15 protein-coding genes and 4 tRNA genes are annotated in these 17,240 nt (G+C 62.6%); 3 read left to right on the top strand and 16 right to left on the bottom strand.

The genetic code is table 11. From position 1 onward, the window contains the following. Entirely contained in the window at positions 1–1,380 is a 1,380-nt protein-coding gene (lpdA, locus tag ACNFCH_RS08265) for a dihydrolipoyl dehydrogenase (protein WP_337157153.1), read from the top strand. Between the two features lie 119 nt (positions 1,381–1,499). On the opposite strand, the gene ACNFCH_RS08260 is transcribed toward lpdA, so the two are convergent. Beyond that, entirely contained in the window at positions 1,500–2,498 is a 999-nt protein-coding gene (locus ACNFCH_RS08260; protein WP_337157154.1) for a diguanylate cyclase domain-containing protein, read from the bottom strand. A 218-nt stretch (positions 2,499–2,716) separates the two neighbouring features. Here ACNFCH_RS08260 and ACNFCH_RS08255 point away from each other — a divergent pair, with 218 nt between their 5' ends. After that, the gene (locus tag ACNFCH_RS08255; protein ID WP_337157155.1) at positions 2,717–3,202 is read left to right on the top strand and encodes a hypothetical protein; all 486 of its coding nucleotides are present in this window, start codon (positions 2,717–2,719) and stop codon (positions 3,200–3,202) included. A gap of 392 nt (positions 3,203–3,594) precedes the next feature. On the opposite strand, the gene ACNFCH_RS08250 is transcribed toward ACNFCH_RS08255, so the two are convergent. The 10 genes from ACNFCH_RS08250 to phnN form a co-directional block, all read right to left on the bottom strand. Further along, positions 3,595–4,908 (bottom strand): cytochrome c, encoded by a 1,314-nt coding sequence (locus tag ACNFCH_RS08250; protein WP_337157156.1) that lies wholly within the window; start codon positions 4,906–4,908, stop codon positions 3,595–3,597. Between the two features lie 10 nt (positions 4,909–4,918). Further along, entirely contained in the window at positions 4,919–6,706 is a 1,788-nt protein-coding gene (locus ACNFCH_RS08245; RefSeq protein WP_337157157.1) for a GMC family oxidoreductase, read from the bottom strand. Positions 6,707–6,709: 3 nt separating this feature from the next. Then, positions 6,710–7,468 carry a gluconate 2-dehydrogenase subunit 3 family protein gene (locus ACNFCH_RS08240; RefSeq protein ID WP_337157158.1) on the bottom strand — a complete coding sequence of 253 codons (759 nt, stop codon included), beginning with the start codon at positions 7,466–7,468 and terminating at the stop codon, positions 6,710–6,712. A 142-nt stretch (positions 7,469–7,610) separates the two neighbouring features. Continuing rightward, entirely contained in the window at positions 7,611–8,597 is a 987-nt protein-coding gene (locus tag ACNFCH_RS08235; RefSeq protein WP_416742612.1) for a 2-hydroxyacid dehydrogenase, read from the bottom strand. 9 nt (positions 8,598–8,606) lie between these two features. Beyond that, positions 8,607–9,884 (bottom strand): MFS transporter, encoded by a 1,278-nt coding sequence (locus ACNFCH_RS08230; protein ID WP_070092486.1) that lies wholly within the window; start codon positions 9,882–9,884, stop codon positions 8,607–8,609. A 65-nt stretch (positions 9,885–9,949) separates the two neighbouring features. Then, on the bottom strand, positions 9,950–10,903 hold the full coding sequence (locus ACNFCH_RS08225; protein ID WP_337157161.1) for a sugar kinase: 954 nt from the start codon (positions 10,901–10,903) through the stop codon (positions 9,950–9,952). Continuing rightward, entirely contained in the window at positions 10,896–11,666 is a 771-nt protein-coding gene (locus ACNFCH_RS08220; RefSeq protein WP_416742611.1) for a sugar phosphate isomerase/epimerase family protein, read from the bottom strand. Before ACNFCH_RS08220 ends, ACNFCH_RS08225 begins: the two co-directional genes overlap by 8 nt. 82 nt (positions 11,667–11,748) lie before the next feature. Beyond that, positions 11,749–12,762 (bottom strand): LacI family DNA-binding transcriptional regulator, encoded by a 1,014-nt coding sequence (locus ACNFCH_RS08215; protein WP_416742610.1) that lies wholly within the window; start codon positions 12,760–12,762, stop codon positions 11,749–11,751. A 173-nt stretch (positions 12,763–12,935) separates the two neighbouring features. Further along, a tRNA-Arg gene (locus ACNFCH_RS08210) sits at positions 12,936–13,010 on the bottom strand. A gap of 194 nt (positions 13,011–13,204) precedes the next feature. Continuing rightward, on the bottom strand, positions 13,205–13,816 hold the full coding sequence (gene phnN, locus ACNFCH_RS08205; RefSeq protein WP_337157164.1) for a phosphonate metabolism protein/1,5-bisphosphokinase (PRPP-forming) PhnN: 612 nt from the start codon (positions 13,814–13,816) through the stop codon (positions 13,205–13,207). 345 nt (positions 13,817–14,161) lie between these two features. Here phnN and ACNFCH_RS08200 point away from each other — a divergent pair, with 345 nt between their 5' ends. Next, complete coding sequence (locus tag ACNFCH_RS08200) at positions 14,162–14,488, top strand: Arc family DNA-binding protein (protein ID WP_003254499.1); 327 nt, start codon at positions 14,162–14,164, stop codon at positions 14,486–14,488. Positions 14,489–14,558: 70 nt separating this feature from the next. Here ACNFCH_RS08200 and mgtE read toward each other — a convergent pair whose 3' ends face one another. From mgtE to csrA, 5 genes are all read right to left on the bottom strand, one after another. Beyond that, positions 14,559–16,001, bottom strand: a complete 1,443-nt coding sequence (mgtE, locus tag ACNFCH_RS08195; RefSeq protein ID WP_196164885.1) for a magnesium transporter — start codon at positions 15,999–16,001, stop codon at positions 14,559–14,561. Positions 16,002–16,401: 400 nt separating this feature from the next. Further along, positions 16,402–16,478, bottom strand: a tRNA-Arg gene (locus tag ACNFCH_RS08190). Positions 16,479–16,550: 72 nt separating this feature from the next. Beyond that, positions 16,551–16,627 (bottom strand) — tRNA-Arg (locus ACNFCH_RS08185). A 107-nt stretch (positions 16,628–16,734) separates the two neighbouring features. Beyond that, positions 16,735–16,825 (bottom strand) — tRNA-Ser (locus ACNFCH_RS08180). 72 nt (positions 16,826–16,897) lie between these two features. Next, the gene (csrA, locus tag ACNFCH_RS08175; RefSeq protein ID WP_043209419.1) at positions 16,898–17,086 is read right to left on the bottom strand and encodes a carbon storage regulator CsrA; all 189 of its coding nucleotides are present in this window, start codon (positions 17,084–17,086) and stop codon (positions 16,898–16,900) included. Between the last annotated feature and the right edge of the window lie 154 nt (positions 17,087–17,240).

Raw genomic sequence — 17,240 nt, 5'->3', positions numbered from 1 at the left:
ATGCAACCGATCCTCAACACGACCCTGCTGATCATCGGTGGCGGCCCTGGCGGCTACATCGCCGCCATCCGCGCCGGCCAACTGGGCATTCCCACCGTACTGGTCGAAGGCCAGGCCTTGGGCGGCACCTGCCTGAACATCGGCTGCATCCCATCCAAGGCGCTGATCCACGTGGCCGAGCAGTTCCACCAGGCCTGCCACCACGATGAACAGTCGGCGCTGGGTATCAGCGTGTCCTCGCCGCGCCTGGACATCACCCGCAGCATCGCCTGGAAGGACGGCATCGTCGATCGCCTGACCTCCGGCGTTGCCGCCTTGCTCAAGAAGAACGGGGTCAAGGTGATCCATGGCTGGGCGAAGATCCTCGACGGCAAGAGCGTCGAGGTCGATGGCCAGAAGATCCAGTGCGAGCACCTGCTGTTGGCCACCGGCTCAACCAGCGTCGAACTGCCGATGCTGCCACTGGGCGGCGCGGTGATTTCCTCCACCGAGGCCCTGGCACCGAAGGCCCTGCCCCGTCACCTGGTGGTGGTCGGCGGTGGCTACATTGGCCTGGAGCTCGGCATTGCCTACCGCAAGCTGGGGGTGCAGGTCAGCGTGGTGGAGGCGCGCGAGCGCATCCTGCCGACCTATGACGCCGAACTGACCCAGCCGGTGGCCGACTCGGTCAAGAAACTGGGTATCGCCCTGTATCTGGGCCACAGCGTCGAAGGCTATGAAAACGGCTGCCTGCTGGCCAATGACGGCCAGGGCGGGCAATTGCGCCTGGAGGCCGATCAGGTACTGGTCGCCGTCGGCCGTCGTCCGCGCACCCAGGGCTTCGGCCTGGAAAGCCTGGACCTGAAGATGAACGGCGCGGCCATTGCCATCGACGAGCGCTGCCAGACCAGCATGCGCAACGTCTGGGCCATTGGCGATGTGGCGGGCGAGCCAATGCTGGCCCACCGGGCCATGGCCCAGGGCGAGATGGTTGCGGAAATCATCGCAGGCAAGGCGCGGCGCTTCGAGCCAAGCGCGATCGCCGCGGTGTGCTTCACCGACCCGGAAGTGGTGGTGGTCGGCAAGACGCCCGAGCAAGCCAGCCAGCAAGGCCTGGACTGCATCGTCGCGCAGTTCCCCTTCGCCGCCAATGGCCGGGCCATGACCCTGGAGTCGAAAAGCGGCTTCGTGCGCGTGGTCGCCCGCCGTGACAACCACCTGATCCTTGGCTGGCAGGCCGTGGGCGTGGCCGTCTCGGAACTGTCCACCGCCTTTGCTCAATCCTTGGAAATGGGCGCACGCCTGGAAGACATCGCCGGCACCATCCACGCCCACCCGACCTTGGGCGAGACGGTCCAGGAAGCGGCCTTGCGGGCCCTGGGCCACGCACTGCATATCTGACACTGAAGCGGCGACAGCCGATTTGGCCCGCTGCGCCCCAGGCGCCGCGGGCATTTTTTTGCCCTCAATCCGCGAGCTTCGCCGATGCCTGTGGGCGCGACGCTCAAGAACAGGGGACCTCACTCGAAGATGGTGTTTTTGCCCGCCGCCTTGGCCCGGTACAGCGCCTGGTCGGCCCGCGCCAGCAGGTCATGCTGGTCTTCATCGTCCTCCCAGCGCACCACCCCATAGCTCATGGTCAGACGACAATCGCCGATCGGCTCGACATCCTCCATGGCCTGACGGATCTGCGCCGCAAGCGCCAACGCTTGCTCCACCGAGGTCTGGGGCAGGACGGCGACGAACTCATCACCGCCCCACCGCGCCAGCAGGTCCTGTGGACGCAGGCACGGGCGGATGCGCTCCACCGCCTCGACCAGGGCCGCATCGCCTCGGGCGTGGCCGTAGCGGTCGTTGATCGGCTTGAAGTCGTCGATATCCATGACGATCAGCGCCAAGGGCTGGCGGAATCGCCGGGCACGCTCGCATTCCTGATGCAGGGTCTTTTCCAGTCGATAGCGGTTGGCGGTACGGGTCAGGGCATCACGCTCGGCCAGTTCAAGATTTTCGTCCAGCTGGCGTTGCAGTTGCTGATTGACCCAGGACAGCTCACGGGTGCGCTCGGCCACCAAGGCCTCCAGGGACTGGTTCTTCTGCTGCAGCTCGATCACCAGCCGCTTGCCCGCGTCGATGTTGCGATGGGCACCGAGCATTCGCGCCACCGAGCCATCCTCGTTGCGGGCGATGATATGACCGCTGTCCTCGATCCACAGGTAGCTGCCATCCTGGCAGCGGCAACGGTATTCGATCCGGTAACGCTCGTTGCGTTGGTTGATGTACGCCTCGAAATGGGCCATCACCCGCGGGTAGTCCTCTGGATGGATCACGCTCTCCCAGGTCAGCACGGTGTTGGCCATCGAGTGGGTCTGGTAACCGAGCATGGCGTACCAGCCTGGGTTGCGGTAGACGTAGCCGGAATTGGCATCCCAATCCCAGATGCCGTCGCTGATCAGATCGAACAAAGTGTGCAGTTGCTGCTCACTGAAACCGGCAGGCACCGGCCCGCACTGCTGACTCATGGACGCTCTCTCCTGGTGTCCAGCAACTGCGCCTTTCTGGGCTGCTGATGGTCATGGTGGTTGCCGCCAGGCGGCAAACTTGTGCCTCTGAATGGCAAGCTTAGCGCCAAACCCGATTGGATCCAGATAGCTCAGGCGGCCGCTTTCATGCCTTTCCAAGCCGCTGGCACAGGTCTTGCCCCTTCGATGACGTCATTGATTCTCAAGGAGCAGACCTGATGATCACCCTCAATGGCCTGGGCTGGCAGACTGCCGTGCAGCAGTACAACCGCGCAGGCGCCGATCAGCCGTTGGCTGGCGTGTTGCCAATGCGCCTGCCAGTCGCCCCTGCCGCCGCCACGCCACAGCAGAACAGCCAGGGCGGCACGTCCGGGCAGAACACCGAGGACGCACGCAAGGAAGCCTTCGCCAAACTCATGGTGATGCTGCAGAACCCCGACGTTGCCGCGCGCCAGCAGGCCAGCGTCAACGAGCAGGACACCAGCGGTGCCCTGGAGGCGTTCCGCGACTACATGGCCAAGTCACCGGAAGAAAAGATCAAGGAAAAGTACCTCGCCGAGTTGGGCCTGAGCGAGGAGGAATACAACGCTTTGCCGCCTGAGCAGAAGGAGAAGATCGACCAACAGATCGCCCAGCGGATGCAGGAAGACGTGACCCTCAAGACCCAGGCGAAGATGGCGGGACGTCAGGACGTGGAGCTGTAAGCGTTTAGCCGTCTCCCACACGTCTGGCGGCGCATCCTGCAGGAGCGGGTTTACCCGCGAGACAGGCACCGCGCTGTATGGCACCGGCGCTGCCGGTGTTCGCGGGTGAACCCGCTCCCACAGAAATTGCGCAATTAGGAACGGGTTTACCCGCGAGACAGGCACCGCGCTGTATGGCACCGGCGCTGCCGGTGTTCGCGGGTGAACCCGCTCCCACAGGAATTGCGCAATTAGAAACGGGTTTGCTCGCGAAACAGGCACCGCTGCATGGCACCGGCACTGCCGGTGTTCGCGGGTGAACCCCACAGGGATAGCGCAAGCCTTGAGAGCGGCGCAATCCCGGTGGAAGCTGGCGAAGCCTGCGATGGGCCGCAACGCGGCCCCTTTTCACTTCACGGCTCTTTCACCCCCGTCGTATCGCCGACCAGCGACTCGGCCTTCAGCGCAGGCTGTGGCCGGGCACGCAAATCAGCCACCTGGTTCGCCGTCACCGACGCCGCCTGGTTACCCCAACTGCTGCGAATGAAATTGACCACATCGGCCACTTCCTGGTCCTTCATCCGCCAGGCAAAACCCGGCATGGTGAAGGTCGATGGCGCCGTTGCCGTGGCCGGCAGGGTCGCGCCTTCGAGCACGATGTGGATCAGCGAGGTGGCATCTGCGCTCTGCAGCACCGGGTTGCCGGCCAACGCCGGGAACACCCGCGCATAGCCCTTGCCGTCGGTGCGGTGGCACGCGGCGCAGTTGTCCACATAGAGCGCCGCGCCGGCCTTGGCATCGTCCCCCTTCCATAGCGCCTCGGCGACCTGACGGTCCTCTTGGAACGGCTTGTCGTCCGGGTTCACCGGCGGCAGGGATTTAAGGTAACGGGCAATGGCGGCGAGGTCAGCGTCCGTCATGTACTGCATGCTGTGCTCGACCACATCGCTCATACCGCCGAACACCGCGGTACGCTCGTTTCGCCCGGTTTTGAGGAAGGCGACGATCTGCGCCTCGCTCCAACTGCCCAGACCGTCCTTGTGATCCCCGCGCAGGTTCTTGGCGATCCAGCCTTCCAGCGGTGCACTGCCGGACAAGTAGGCATCCCCGCCGGCGGCATCCAGGGCCTTCTCCTGCATGGTCAGCGCCCGCGGCGTGTGACAGGCACCGCAATGGCCCAGGCCTTCGACCAGATAAGCCCCCCGGGCCAATGCTGGATCTTGCCCAGCAGCCTCGAACGGCTTGACCTCGGGCGCGAACAGCGTGCGCCAGAACGCCAGTGGCCAGCGCATGCTCAACGGCCATGGGATGTCGCTCTCTTTGTTCGCCTGCTCCACCGGCTGCACGCCGTGCATGAAGTAGGCATACAGCGCCTTCATGTCGTCATCGCTGACCCGAGCGTAGGACGGATAGGGCATCGCCGGATACAGCGTACTGCCGTTCAAGCCAATGCCCTGGCGCACCGCACGCTCGAAATCCTCGAAGCTGTAGTCGCCGATGCCGCTCGGGTCCGGGGTGATGTTGGTCGAGTAGATCGTGCCAATGGGCGTCTGCATGGGCAGCCCACCGGCGAAGGGCTTACCGCCCTTGGCGGTGTGACAAGCCACACAGTCCCCGGCCCGGGCAAGGTATTCGCCCTGCTTGACCAAGGCCGGGTCGACGGGGTCGGCGGCGTGTAGCAAGGTACTGGCGCCCAGGCTCAGGGCGGCGATCAGAATGCGTTTCATGGTCGGCCTCCTATGCCTGCACCAGCGGGCCTGGGTTTTTCAGGTACTGCTCGCGGATGGCCCGCGCCGACCAGTACGTCAGCGCCGCCACCAGCCCGGTGGGGTTGTAGCCCAGCCCTTGGGGGAAGGCCGAGGCACCCGGCACGAACACGTTGTGGACATCCCAACTTTGCAGGTAGCGATTGATCGCGCTGGTCTTCGGATCAGTGCCCATGATCGCCCCGCCATTGAGGTGGGTGGTCTGATACACCGTGGCATCGAAATGCTGACCGAACGCCTTCATCGATGCAGTGACCGCCTTGGGCCCCATGGCCTCGGCGATCTTGCGCATGCGTTCGACCATGAAGCGGTTCATCTTCACGTCGTTGTCCTTCCAGTCGAAGGTCATGCGCAACAGCGGCTGACCATAGGCGTCCTTGTACACCGGGTCCAGGTCCAGGTAGTTGTCGCGGTAGGACTGATGCGCACCATGGGCATCCATCGACAGCATGTGGCTGTAGCTCTCGGCCACCGCGGCTTTCCAGGCGCTGCCCCACTTGGGCGTGCCCGGCGGCACCTTGGTACCGGAGATGGGCTTGGTCCCGGCCTGGTTGACCCAGAACGGCGAGCCGCCCACGAACCCTTCGGGGCCGTGGTCGAAGTTGTCGGCGTTGAAGTCATCCACCGCCACGCCATTGCCGCCGGCACCGATGAACGGGTTGGTGTGGTGGCTGTTCTTGTCGAAGAACGCCGTCACGGTGGAAAGGTTCTGGAAGGCGAAGTTGCGCCCCACCACCCCTTCATTGCTGATCGGATCGTAAGGCTTGCCGATGCCCGAGAGCAGCATCAGGCGTACGTTGTTGAACTGGAACGCGCCTAGGATCACCAGGTCCGCGGGCTGCTCCACTTCGCGGCCCTGAGGATCGACGTAGGTCACGCCAGTGGCGAGGTTCTTCTCGGCGTTGAGGTTCACCCGCAGCACGTGGGCGTTGTTGCGCAGCTCGAAGTTCGGCACCTGGCGCAAGGCCGGCAGGATGTTCACGTTGGGCGAGGCCTTGGAGTACATGTAGCAGGCGTAGCCGCTGCAGAACCCGCAGAAGTTGCACGGCCCCATCTGTGCCCCATAGGGGTTGGTGTAGGGCCCTGAGGTGTTGGCCGAGGGCAGGTTGTAGGGGTGGTAGCCCACCTCACGCGCGGCTTTCTCGAACAGTTGCGCCGAGACGGTGTTCTTTTGCGCCGGCAGCGGGAAGTCATCGGAGCGGTCTGGAGAGAACGGGTTGCCGCCTTTGTCACGGCCCACCACCTGGCCCTTGATCGACCAGGCGGTGCCGGAGGTGCCGAAGACCTTTTCGGCAAAATCGAAGTACGGCTCGAGCTCTTCATAGCTGACGCCGAAATCCTGGATGGTCATGCCTTCAGGGATGAAGGCCTTGCCGTAGCGTTCCTCGTAGTGGCTGCGCATGCGCAGCTCCATCGGGTCCACGCGAAAATGCACGCCAGACCAGTGCAGCCCTGCCCCACCGGTGCCCGTGCCCGGCAAGAAGGCCCCGAACTGGCGGTATGGCACGGCAAGATCGTTCACGCTGTGGCGCAAGGTCACGGTCTCGCGGGAAATGTCCATGAACAGCTTCTTGCGCGAGTTGTAGGTCAGCTCGTCCATGGTTTGCGGATAGACCCCATCCGGGTAGGTGTCACGGGCCGGGCCACGTTCCAGCGCCACCACGTGCAAGCCTGCCTCGGTCAGTTCCTTGGCCATGATCGCGCCGGTCCAGCCGAACCCGACAATGACCGCATCGACTTTCTTCATCACCTGGGCCATCGCTCAACCTCGCTCGCCACTGATGGATACCGGCGGGAATGGATAGCGCTCATCGCGCTCCACCCAATCCATGAAATCGGCGCGCGCGCCTGGGAAGCCGATCAGCTTCCAGCCGGCCAGCCCTTGGTTGCCACCGTGCAGGGGGTCGCTGAAGAAGCCTTCACGGGTATTGAGCCAGAGCATGGCGAAGAAGGTCACCGCCGGCACCGACGCAAGCGTTGCCTTGCCGCTGTCCAGCGCTTCCAGTGCCTGTTGCTGTTGGCCGGGGTTCAGCTTCGCGAACGGATTGCCCCATTGTGCGTTGCACCAGGCGTCGGCCTCCTGGATACCCAGGCGATAGATCTCCTGGGGGCTGAGCTTGAGCTGGTAGCCCAGCTCCGCCGGGGCATCCGGGCGGAACGGCCCCTGCATGTACCACAGGCCGCCGCTGCCATAGCGGGTATTGAGCTGACGGTCGATGAACTCCGGCACGCCCGCTTCGGCAGCGCCCGGGCCGAGCGCATCGGAGGGAATCAGCACAGCCACCGCGGCGTTGACGAAGGCCCACTCCTCGGCGGTGAAGAAGGTCGGCTGGTAGGCACGCGCCCCGCCCTTTTCAGGAGCAGCGGCAGGTGAGGGATCGGATGTTGGTTTGGCGGTCTCGGCGAGCACCACGCTGCCCATACCGGTGCTGGCGAGAGTCGCCACCGGGATGAGCGTCAGGGATTTTCGCAGGAACTCGCGCCGCGCCGGATGCGCGAAGGCAGGTTCGTCGTTGGACATGGTTCAGGCCTCTTCAATAGGTCAATCAGGTCATGCAAGGCATACGCTCCGTTGAGTCGGGGCTGTTGTTGTTTTGGGAGAAAGCATAGACATCGGTGGCTGTACCGCCCCTCGTGGGCAAGCCGCGAGGGGCACCACCTGGTTAACCTGCCCGGCGCGCCCAGGTCTGGGGGTTGACCAGGTTCGCCGGCCGCTCGCCCGCCAATGCCGCCAGCAAGTTGTCCACCGCACAGCGCGCCATGGCCTCGCGGGTCTCCTCGGTGGCCGAGCCGATGTGCGGGGTCACCACCAGGTTGTCCAGTTGCAACAGCGGCGAATTCGCCGGCAACGGCTCCTGGACGAAGACATCCAGTCCCGCACCGCGAATGCGCCGCTCACGCAAGGCCTGCAGCACAGCAGACTCGTCCAGCACACGGCCACGGGAGATGTTCACCAGGATCGCCGAAGGCTTCATCAGCGCCAGCTCAGGTGCACCGATGAGGTTCTCGGTCTGCGCGCTCAAGGGCACGCACAGGCAGACGAAATCCGACTCGGCCAGCAAGGCCTGAAGGCTGCGGTGACGTGCACCGTAGCGCGCCTCCACCTCGGGGCGCGGCTGACGGGCGTGATACAGCACCTGCATGCCAAAACCCGCATGGGCCCGGCGCGCCAGGGCTTCGCCGATGCGCCCCATGCCGACGATGCCAAGGGTCTTGCCCTGCACGTCGCAGCCAAACTGCGCAGGGCCTATCCCTGCGCGCCAGTGGCCGTCGCGAATCCAGCCATCCAGCTCGACCACCCGCCGGGCGCAGGCCAGCAGCAGGGCGAAACCGGTGTCGGCGGTGGTCTCGGTGAGCACGTCGGGGGTGTTGGTCAGCAAGACGCCGCGCCGGTCCAGCTCGCCGATGTCATAGTTGTCCACACCCACCGATACGCTGGAGACCACCTCCAGTTCTGGTGCCAGGTCGAGCAGTTCGCCACCCAGGCGCAGGCTCGCGCCAAGCAGGCCGTGGGTGCCTGGCAGCGCCGCCCGCAGACGGGCCAGGCCGTCGGCGGCCGGTGCTTCGATCAGGGTCACCTCGGTGTGGGCCTGCAGGCGCTGCATGAGCTCATCGGACAGGCGTTTGTAGAGGACGATGCGTTTCTTCATGGTTGGATCCTATTGACTCGGGGCCAGGCGCGAGCGCTGCACCTGCTGCGAAGGGTTGAGAACGGCGGTCAGGGCCACGGCCACCAGCAGCGCGCCGCACATGAACAGATAGGAAGCACCGGGGCCGCCGGTAGCGCCGTTGAGATAGCCCACCAACCAGGAGCCTGAGAACGAGCCCAAGGCCCCCATGCTGTTGATCAGCGCCATGGCACCGCCGGCGACATTGCTCGGCAGCAGCTCCGGGACGATGGCGAAGAACGGGCCATAGGGGGCGTACATGCAGGCGCCGGCAATCACCAGCAGCGCGTAGGACCACCAGAAGTGCTCGGTACCCAGGCTGTAGGAGCCATAGAAGGCCAGCGCGGCGATCAACAGCGGCGGCCAGACGAAGCGTTTGCGCTTTTGTATGCGGTCCGAGGCCCAGGAGACCCCCACCATGGCCAGCACCGCGCCCAGGTACGGCACCGCCGACAGCCAGCCGGCAGTGACGATGTCCAATGCAGCGGCCTGCTTGAGGATCGAGGGCAGCCACAGTACGAAGCCGTAGACCCCGATGCTCCAACAGAAGTACTGCAACGACAGGATGATCACCTTGGGCGAGCGGAAGGCTTCACGGTAGTTCTTCACCGGTTTGATGCCTTGCTGTTCAGCGGCCAGGGCCTCGCGCAACGCGGCCTTGTCTTGCTCGGCCAGCCACTTGGCCTGTTCCGGGCGGTCGTCCACCAGGCGCCACCAGATGAACGCCCAGAGCACGGCGGGCAATCCTTCGATAATGAACATCCATCGCCAGTCGAAATGCTTGACCAGGTAACCGGAGACCACCGACATCCAGAGAATGGTCACCGGGTTGCCGAGGATCAGAAACGTATTGGCCCGCGAGCGCTCGGCCCGGGTGAACCAGTGGCAGAGGTAGATCAGCATCGCCGGCATCACCGCTGCTTCGACTACGCCCAACAAGAAGCGGATGCCGATCAGCAGGTAGACGTCCTGGACCATCCCAGTGAGCGTCGCCAGCCCACCCCAGAGGATCAGGCTGACGAAAATCAGCTTCTTCACACTGCGCTTTTCGGCATAGATGGCGCCGGGAACCTGGAAGAAGAAATAACCGAGAAAGAACAGCGCCCCCAGTAGCGACGACAGCGCCGGGGTGATGTGCAGGTCATCGGCCATGCCTGAGGCCGCGGCGAAACCGTAGTTGGCGCGGTCCAGGTAGGCGAGGCTGTAGGTGATGAAGACGATCGGCATGATGTACCACCAACGCCGTGGAGCAATTCGGTCGATCTGCATGGTGTATCTCCTGAGCTTTTTGTTCTTGTTGCAACAGGTGCCGGCCAGGCCGGCAGGTTCGGTCGTCATGCGCTCGCGCGCATCTCGAAGGTGTCCAGCTCAAAGCGTTGCGGCAGCCCTTCCATGTCACCGCGCGATTGCACCGCGCGGCTACCGCACCAGTTGCCTCGCGCCACGGCGCGGCGCAGGTCGAGGCCTTCGAGCAAGGCGCTGATCACGCCGACGGCAAAGGCATCACCCGCCCCCACCGTGTCCACCACCTGGGCCACCGGCTGCGGCGCCACGATGCCCTCGGCGCCTTCGGCATCGCGGTAATACGCACCTTGCGCCCCAAGCTTGATTGCCACTCGCTGCACGCCATGCTCCAGGTAGAAGCCGGCAATGGCCTCGGGTGACTGCCGGCCGGTGAGCACACGCCCCTCCTCCAACCCGGGCAGCACCCAGTCGGCCTTGAACGCCAGGGCGTTGATTTCCTGCACCATGGTCTGCGCGTTCGGCCACAGCGACGGGCGTAGGTTCGGGTCGAAGGAAATACTCCGCCCACAGGCACGCATGGCATCCAGCAAGCTATGGGAAAGTTCGCGGCAAGACGCCGACAGCGCTGGCGGAATCCCCGTGGCATGCAGGTGCCGCGCTTTCAGCAGGCTTGGCCGTAGCACAGCGGGTGATAGGTGACTCGCCGCAGAACCGCGACGGAAGTACTCGACCTGAGGATCCTGTCCATCGTCGCAGCGGGCTTTGAGTTGAAAACCTGTGGGGTGTTCGGGATCGATTTCGACGTCATCGCAGCTCAGCCCCTCGCGGCGCAGGCTGGCGAGCACGAAGGCACCGAGCGAGTCGGCGCCCACCCGGCTCAGCCAGTTCACCTGCAAACCCAGGCGTGCCAGGCCGATGGCCACATTGCTGTCGGCCCCGGCGATGCGTTTGCCGAATCCCTCGACCAGGGCCAGCTCGCCGCACTGCTCGGCCACGAACATGGCCATGGTTTCACCGAAGCAAAGCACGTCCAGATCAGCCATGGCACACCTCCACCTCGAGCGCGGCCAGCTGTGCCACCTGCTCGCGGGTGAACGCCAGCAAATCGTCACTGACCAAGGGGTACTCGATGGCGCGCGGCACGTTCGGGGCAAAACAGCGCATCAGCTCGCGCCAATGGGCCAGATCGCTCGCTTGCGGAGGAACCGCCGCCAATCGACCATCCTTACGGCGCTCGACGGCCTTGCAATGCACGTAACGGACCCAGGGCCCCAAGGCACGCGCCGCCTGCAGGGGGGACTCGTCCTGCCAGTACCAGTTGCCGATGTCGAAGGTCATGCCCGGCGCCAGGCCTTGGTTGGCGGCACGCTGGAAGAAGTTCAGCAACGGTTGCAAGCGCCCGCCTTGAACGGTCTGGTCGTTCTCCACGAACAGCGCGGGTCCCTGTCCCAGCAATGGACGCAGAGCCTCGAGGTCGCAGTGGTCGTGATAGTGGCCAAGGGAGACCTTCAGCGCCACAGCGCCAACCTGACCGGCCAACTGCAGTCGAGCGGCCACCTCCGGCTCCAGGCTGCCATCCTCGCGCCACAGTTCCAGCGGGGTGGAGAACAGGCTCTCCAGGCCGAGCGCAGTACTGGCATTGGCAAGTTCAGCGGCATCGGGCCAGGCCTCGAACAACTCCTCACGCCACTCCACGCGGCGCGCGCCGGCTGCGGCCAGCAGAGGCAGGTAAGCGATCTGGCCTTGGCGCCTTACGGTATCGGCGCCAAAGCTCGACAGGCTGATGGAAACAGGGTTCGCGTGCATTGTCGTTGTCCTTGTTCTTGTCGAATGAAACCGGTTTCATTTCCAGGTAAAAAACAGCGCGACACGCAGGCCGCGCTGTTTTTCAGTCAATCGGTCGGCTGGAGCCTCGAACGATGAGCTCAGCCCGCAGGTCCAGGCGGCGGGCGGGTAGCTGGCTGCCTTGCATACGCTCCAGCAAGCACTGGAATGCAGCGGCACCAATGCGCTCGGTGGGCTGGGCCAAGGCCGTGATTCCGCTCCCGACCAAGGGGTACCAGTCCAGATCATCGAGGGCGACCAGGCCCAGGTTGTGGAATGGATGCTCACCCCGACCATGCAGATGGCCCATGACTTCGAGGGTCGCCACGCCGTTACAGCTGAACAGCGCCTGCGGGCCATGGCCAGCACCCGCCAGAAACCCTGTCAACTGCTCCGGCAAGCGATGGCTCACTTCCAGGACCTGCCCGCGCAAGCCAGGGCGCCGAGCGATGGACGCCTGGAACGCAGACACCCGCTCCTGACGCGAACTGGTGCCATCGAGGGGTTCGGTGACCGCCAGGATGTCGCGATACCCCTGCCCCTGCAGGTGCTCCAATGCTTGTTCGACGGCATCGGCGTTGTCCAGGCCCACCAGGTCGGTCTGCAGTTCAGCCAGTTGCCGGTCCACCAGCACCATCGGCAGTTCGCGGCCCAGGCTGGCCAATTCGCCCGCATGGTGGCCAAGGGTGTTCACGATCAGGCCATCGACGTTGTACGACTGCAGCGCCTGCAGGTGCAGACACTCCTGTTCGTCATCACAATCGGTATTGCACACCACCAGGCTGTAGCCATGCTGGCGGCAAGCCAGTTCGACGCCATGCATCACCGCCACGGAATAAGGGTTGCGAATATCGGCCAGGAGCATGCCGATCAAGCCCGTGCGACCCCGCTTGAGCGCGCTGGCCATGCGGTTGGGGCGATAACCAAGCCGCTCGATCACAGCCTCGATACGCTGGGCGGTGGCATCGGCGAGCAATTGCCGGTCGCCGCCGATGTAGCGCGAGACCGTGGCCTTGGAAACGCCGGCAGCCTGGGCCACCTCGCTGATAGTGACCCGCCCGCGGGCAGGAGCATGCATCTTGTTCACCCTATGACCTTCTTGTCTGTACTTATGGGCAGGGTTATGAAAACGGTTTCAATAAATCAGGGATAAGGATTTTCGTCAATCGAAATCCCGAGCTCGATGGCTGGGTGGATGATTGACTCTCAAGATTGAAAGGCGAGAACAGTAATGAAAGCATTACCAGAAGATGGCGTCCCCGGCAGGAATCGAACCTGCATCAAGGCCTTAGGAGGGCCCCGTTCTATCCATTAAACTACGAGGACGGATAGGCCGGACTCCCGCGCGAGGGAGTTCCGCTTGTGACGCTTCGCAACAGCCACGGCGGCGCGTGAAGCGGCGAGCATCTTAACCAGCACTCGACCGTTTGTCATGCCTGAATCGGCTTTTTGGCCGTAGCCCTTTTCGACAACGACAGCCTGGACAAGACCTGCCGATCGCCCCTCGCAGACCGGTGCGCCTAGACAGCCGGGGCCATGCCCCCCACCTCGATCACTCCCTCCTCGGTCAGCAGATGCAACAAGGCCTCAACGGTGTCAGCCAGGGATGTCGAGTTGTCCAGCACATGCACGCCCTGGGTATCACCTATCTGCAGCAAGGCGTTGCGCGCCAGGCGCTGCTCGATCTGCTCGGCTGTCTCCCGTCCTCTGGCCAGCAAGCGCTGACGCAGCACCTGTGGCGCCACCTCCAAGCGAATGGCCAGCAGGTGCGGATAGCGCCGCCGCGCCTCCGGCAGATAGCCACGAGATCCATTGACCAGGACATGACGCCCACTGGACAGCCATTCATTCACTTGCACTGGAATACCGTATTGCAGGCCGTTGGCCTGCCAGTGCATGGCAAACGCCCCACCCTCGCGCATCTGCTCGAACGCTTCGGGGCTGACGCCATGGGCTGCCTCCCCTCTGGATTCGGCCGAACGGGTGATGACGCGCCTGGCGACTTCGACGCCGTTTTCCAGTAATTGCGCACGCGCAGCATCAATCAGGGAATCTTTTCCCGATCCAGACGGTCCTATCAGAAATATCAGGCGACCGCCCAGCCGGGACGCACCGCTTGCGTCATGTCGCATAGCCACTATGCTCAAGTGAGGGAACCTGCGTATTTTAAGGATTTTCTATGGCCATTGCTGACTTTTGACAGATTTTGGCGGCATTAATCTGACAGCCGTATATCTCGAAAAAAGCAAAACTTTTCAAACCAGTACTCATTTCTGATAATTGGTACTGGCAAAAAGCCTTTATTCGGATCACTATTTGTCACAGAATTGACGCCAATGAAACGGCGGCCATAGGGCAAGATGAGCACCCAGAATGAGAACCCGGTTGAACATTTTGTCGCCGTCACGGTCGTAGCCACCACCGTGCGGCCAATTTGAGAACCGCTTCCCCTGAACCAGAAAAACCGGTCAATGTATATGCGCCCAATGAAACAGGCTATCTATTCAAGCCGCACCGCTGACAAGTTCGTCGTCCGCCTGCCAGACGGAATGCGTGAGCGCATTGCCGAGGTAGCGCGCAACCACCACCGCAGCATGAACTCCGAGATCATCGCCCGCCTGGAACAAAGCCTCATCCAGGAAGGTGCGTTGGGCGACGAGCTGAGCATGCGCCTGGACAGCCCAGAGCTGAGCCTGCACGAGCGAGAGCTCCTGCAACGCTTCCGCCAACTCTCCCACCGCCAGCAGAACGCGCTGGTCGCCCTGATCGCTCACGATGTGGAAATGGCTGCAGACGCTTCCTGAGTTGTTGCATCACCCACGAAAAAGCCAGCTCAACGCTGGCTTTTTTTTGTTCTGGATTTGGCACGGATGCTCAGAGCAGGAACAAGGTGGCCAGCCCCAGGAAGATGAAGAAGCCACCACTGTCGGTGACGGCAGTGATCATGACGCTCGAACCCATCGCAGGGTCGCGCCCCAAACGGGTCAGGGTCATCGGAATCAGCACCCCCATCAATGCAGCGAGCAGCAGGTTCAGCGTCATAGCGCCGGTCATCACCAAGCCTAGCGACCAACTGCCATAGAGCCAGAAGGCCACGATACCTATCACCCCGCCCCAGATCAGGCCATTGAGCAGCGAAACCGCCAATTCCTTGCGCATCAGGCGGCTGGTGTTACCCGGCGAGACCTGGTCCAACGCCATGGCACGTACGATCATGGTGATGGTCTGATTGCCCGAGTTGCCACCGATACCCGCCACGATCGGCATCAAAGCCGCCAATGCGACCAGCTTCTCGATGGAGCCTTCGAACAGGCCAATCACCCGCGAGGCCACGAACGCAGTGATCAAGTTGATGGCCAGCCACGCCCAGCGGTTGCGCAACGAACGCCAGACCGAGGCGAAGATATCTTCCTCTTCGCGCAGACCCGCCATGTTGAGCACTTCGCTCTCACTCTCTTCGCGGATCAGGTCGACCATTTCGTCGATGGTCAGACGACCGATCAGACGGTCGCTCTTGTCCACCACCGGCGCGGAAACCAAGTCATAACGCTCGAAGGCCTGGGCAGCATCGTAGGCATCTTCCTCGGGATGGAAGGACACCGGGTCATTGGCCATGACCTCCGCGACTTTCTTCTCCGGGTCATTGACCAGCAGGCGCTTGATCGGCAGCACGCCTTTGAGAATGCCGTCGTAGTCGACCACGAACAGTTTGTCGGTATGACCCGGCAGCTCCTTGAGCCGACGCAGGTAGCGCAACACGACCTCCAGGCTGACGTCTTCGCGGATGGTCACCATCTCGAAGTCCATCAGTGCACCGACCTGCTCCTCGTCGTAGCTCAGGGCCGAGCGGACGCGCTCGCGCTGCTGAGCATCGAGGCTTTCCATCAATTCATGGACAACATCTCGCGGCAGCTCCGGCGCCAGGTCGGCCAGTTCGTCCGCGTCCATCTCCTTGGCCGCGGCGAGCAGCTCGTGATCGTCCATGTCGGCGATCAAGGTCTGGCGCACAGCATCGGAGACTTCAAGCAAGATGTCGCCGTCACGCTCAGAGCGCACCAACTGCCATACCGTCAGGCGGTCTTCCAGCGGGAGGGCTTCGAGGATGTAGGCGATGTCGGCGGGGTGCAGATCGTCAAGCTTGCGCTGCAGCTCGACCAGGTTCTGGCGGTGGACAAGGTTTTCCACCAGGTCGTGGTGATGACCTTCCTGACGGTGCGTCAGGTCCTCGACCACCCGCTGGCGCTGCAACAGTTCGATCACCTGGGCCAGGCGATCCTGCAGGCTCTCTTGGGCTTTCTTTACTTCTACTTCGGTCATAGGCGAACTCCACTCCCAGCAGCGGAGCACGCCGGGAGAATCAATCGGTCAGATCTAGCTTGGTAAATCGTGTTATCGAGTAACTACTGGGTAAGTCCATGGTGGTATTCCACTAGCCCCGGCGGGGCTGACGGGCGCAATCATACACTGCATCAGCTGTCAGATCGCTTAAAATTTTGGCCAGAACAATCGTTTGCGCGATAAAGCTACGACAACGCTCGAAACCAACAGTGCGACGGCGGTAAGAAAAGAAAAAGCACATACGACAGAATGTGTCCGACCTGACGACGCTGCTCTTCAGAGGTGCCATCCTTGAAAAGAGCTTAGTTCGACATTCTTGACAATTCAGCGATACGGAAAAACAAAAAGCCCGCTCAAATTGAGCGGGCTTCTTGATATATGGCGGACTCAGGAGGATTCGAACCTCCGACCGCTCGGTTCGTAGCCGAGTACTCTATCCAGCTGAGCTATGAGTCCGTAGGTGGTATTTTTTAGACCAGATTACCACTGGTGATGAACTGCTTTGACTTAACAAAACCGCCCATTAAATGGCGGACTCAGGAGGATTCGAACCTCCGACCGCTCGGTTCGTAGCCGAGTACTCTATCCAGCTGAGCTATGAGTCCGTGTCTTGCCGCGCATTATAGTTCGCTGAATCGTTTTGCCAAGCACTTTTTCGTTTAATTTCAACTACTTAAGTGACTAGGCCAATTACAGCGCCCTACACGAAAAATGGCGGTGAAGGGGGGATTCGAACCCCCGATACCCTTATGAGGTATACTCCCTTAGCAGGGGAGCGCCTTCGGCCACTCGGCCACCTCACCGCAACACGGGGCGTATAATAACCAGACCCTTCCCCGTTTGCAAACCCTTTTTTGAAAAAAAATCGATAAAAATTAAAGGGTTGGTTCTTCGTCCTTCTCTTTCTTGATCCGCAGGTAGATTTCTTCGCGGTGAACAGCCACTTCTTTAGGGGCGCTCACGCCAATGCGCACCTGGTTGCCTTTGACACCCAGGACCGTCACGGTGATCTCACCGTCTCCAATGATCAGGCTCTCGGCGCACCGACGAGTCAGAATCAACATAACTTTCTCCTCACGCAATTCAATCAGGGACAACAGTCTGTAATGGGTCGGGCCAAGATAGGGAACAGCTCCGGGCCCGGGTGAGCCGCAGCGCACAGCGGGACAGGCGCCTGCGCAACAGCCAGAAACGCGAAGGGCGCGGCAAGCCGCGCCC

The sequence above is a fragment of the Pseudomonas sp. NY15354 genome, from assembly GCF_048068075.1.
Classification (GTDB): Bacteria; Pseudomonadota; Gammaproteobacteria; order Pseudomonadales; family Pseudomonadaceae; genus Aquipseudomonas; species Aquipseudomonas guariconensis_C.
The sequence above is the reverse complement of the archived record's forward strand: the minus strand, read 5'-3'. Positions and strand labels throughout refer to the sequence as shown.

What these genes read in the sequence shown, in the direction of transcription:
- phnN (WP_337157164.1), bottom strand. Translation starts at nt 13,816, where the DNA reads ATGCGACATGACGCAAGCGGTGCGTCCCGGCTGGGCGGTCGCCTGATA.
- lpdA (WP_337157153.1), top strand. Translation starts at nt 1, where the DNA reads ATGCAACCGATCCTCAACACGACCCTGCTGATCATCGGTGGCGGCCCT.
- ACNFCH_RS08250 (WP_337157156.1), bottom strand. Translation starts at nt 4,908, where the DNA reads ATGAAACGCATTCTGATCGCCGCCCTGAGCCTGGGCGCCAGTACCTTG.
- ACNFCH_RS08215 (WP_416742610.1), bottom strand. Translation starts at nt 12,762, where the DNA reads ATGCATGCTCCTGCCCGCGGGCGGGTCACTATCAGCGAGGTGGCCCAG.
- csrA (WP_043209419.1), bottom strand. Translation starts at nt 17,086, where the DNA reads ATGTTGATTCTGACTCGTCGGTGCGCCGAGAGCCTGATCATTGGAGAC.
- ACNFCH_RS08230 (WP_070092486.1), bottom strand. Translation starts at nt 9,884, where the DNA reads ATGCAGATCGACCGAATTGCTCCACGGCGTTGGTGGTACATCATGCCG.
- ACNFCH_RS08240 (WP_337157158.1), bottom strand. Translation starts at nt 7,468, where the DNA reads ATGTCCAACGACGAACCTGCCTTCGCGCATCCGGCGCGGCGCGAGTTC.
- ACNFCH_RS08220 (WP_416742611.1), bottom strand. Translation starts at nt 11,666, where the DNA reads ATGCACGCGAACCCTGTTTCCATCAGCCTGTCGAGCTTTGGCGCCGAT.
- ACNFCH_RS08225 (WP_337157161.1), bottom strand. Translation starts at nt 10,903, where the DNA reads ATGGCTGATCTGGACGTGCTTTGCTTCGGTGAAACCATGGCCATGTTC.
- ACNFCH_RS08255 (WP_337157155.1), top strand. Translation starts at nt 2,717, where the DNA reads ATGATCACCCTCAATGGCCTGGGCTGGCAGACTGCCGTGCAGCAGTAC.
- ACNFCH_RS08245 (WP_337157157.1), bottom strand. Translation starts at nt 6,706, where the DNA reads ATGGCCCAGGTGATGAAGAAAGTCGATGCGGTCATTGTCGGGTTCGGC.
- ACNFCH_RS08260 (WP_337157154.1), bottom strand. Translation starts at nt 2,498, where the DNA reads ATGAGTCAGCAGTGCGGGCCGGTGCCTGCCGGTTTCAGTGAGCAGCAA.
- ACNFCH_RS08235 (WP_416742612.1), bottom strand. Translation starts at nt 8,597, where the DNA reads ATGAAGAAACGCATCGTCCTCTACAAACGCCTGTCCGATGAGCTCATG.
- ACNFCH_RS08200 (WP_003254499.1), top strand. Translation starts at nt 14,162, where the DNA reads ATGCGCCCAATGAAACAGGCTATCTATTCAAGCCGCACCGCTGACAAG.
- mgtE (WP_196164885.1), bottom strand. Translation starts at nt 16,001, where the DNA reads ATGACCGAAGTAGAAGTAAAGAAAGCCCAAGAGAGCCTGCAGGATCGC.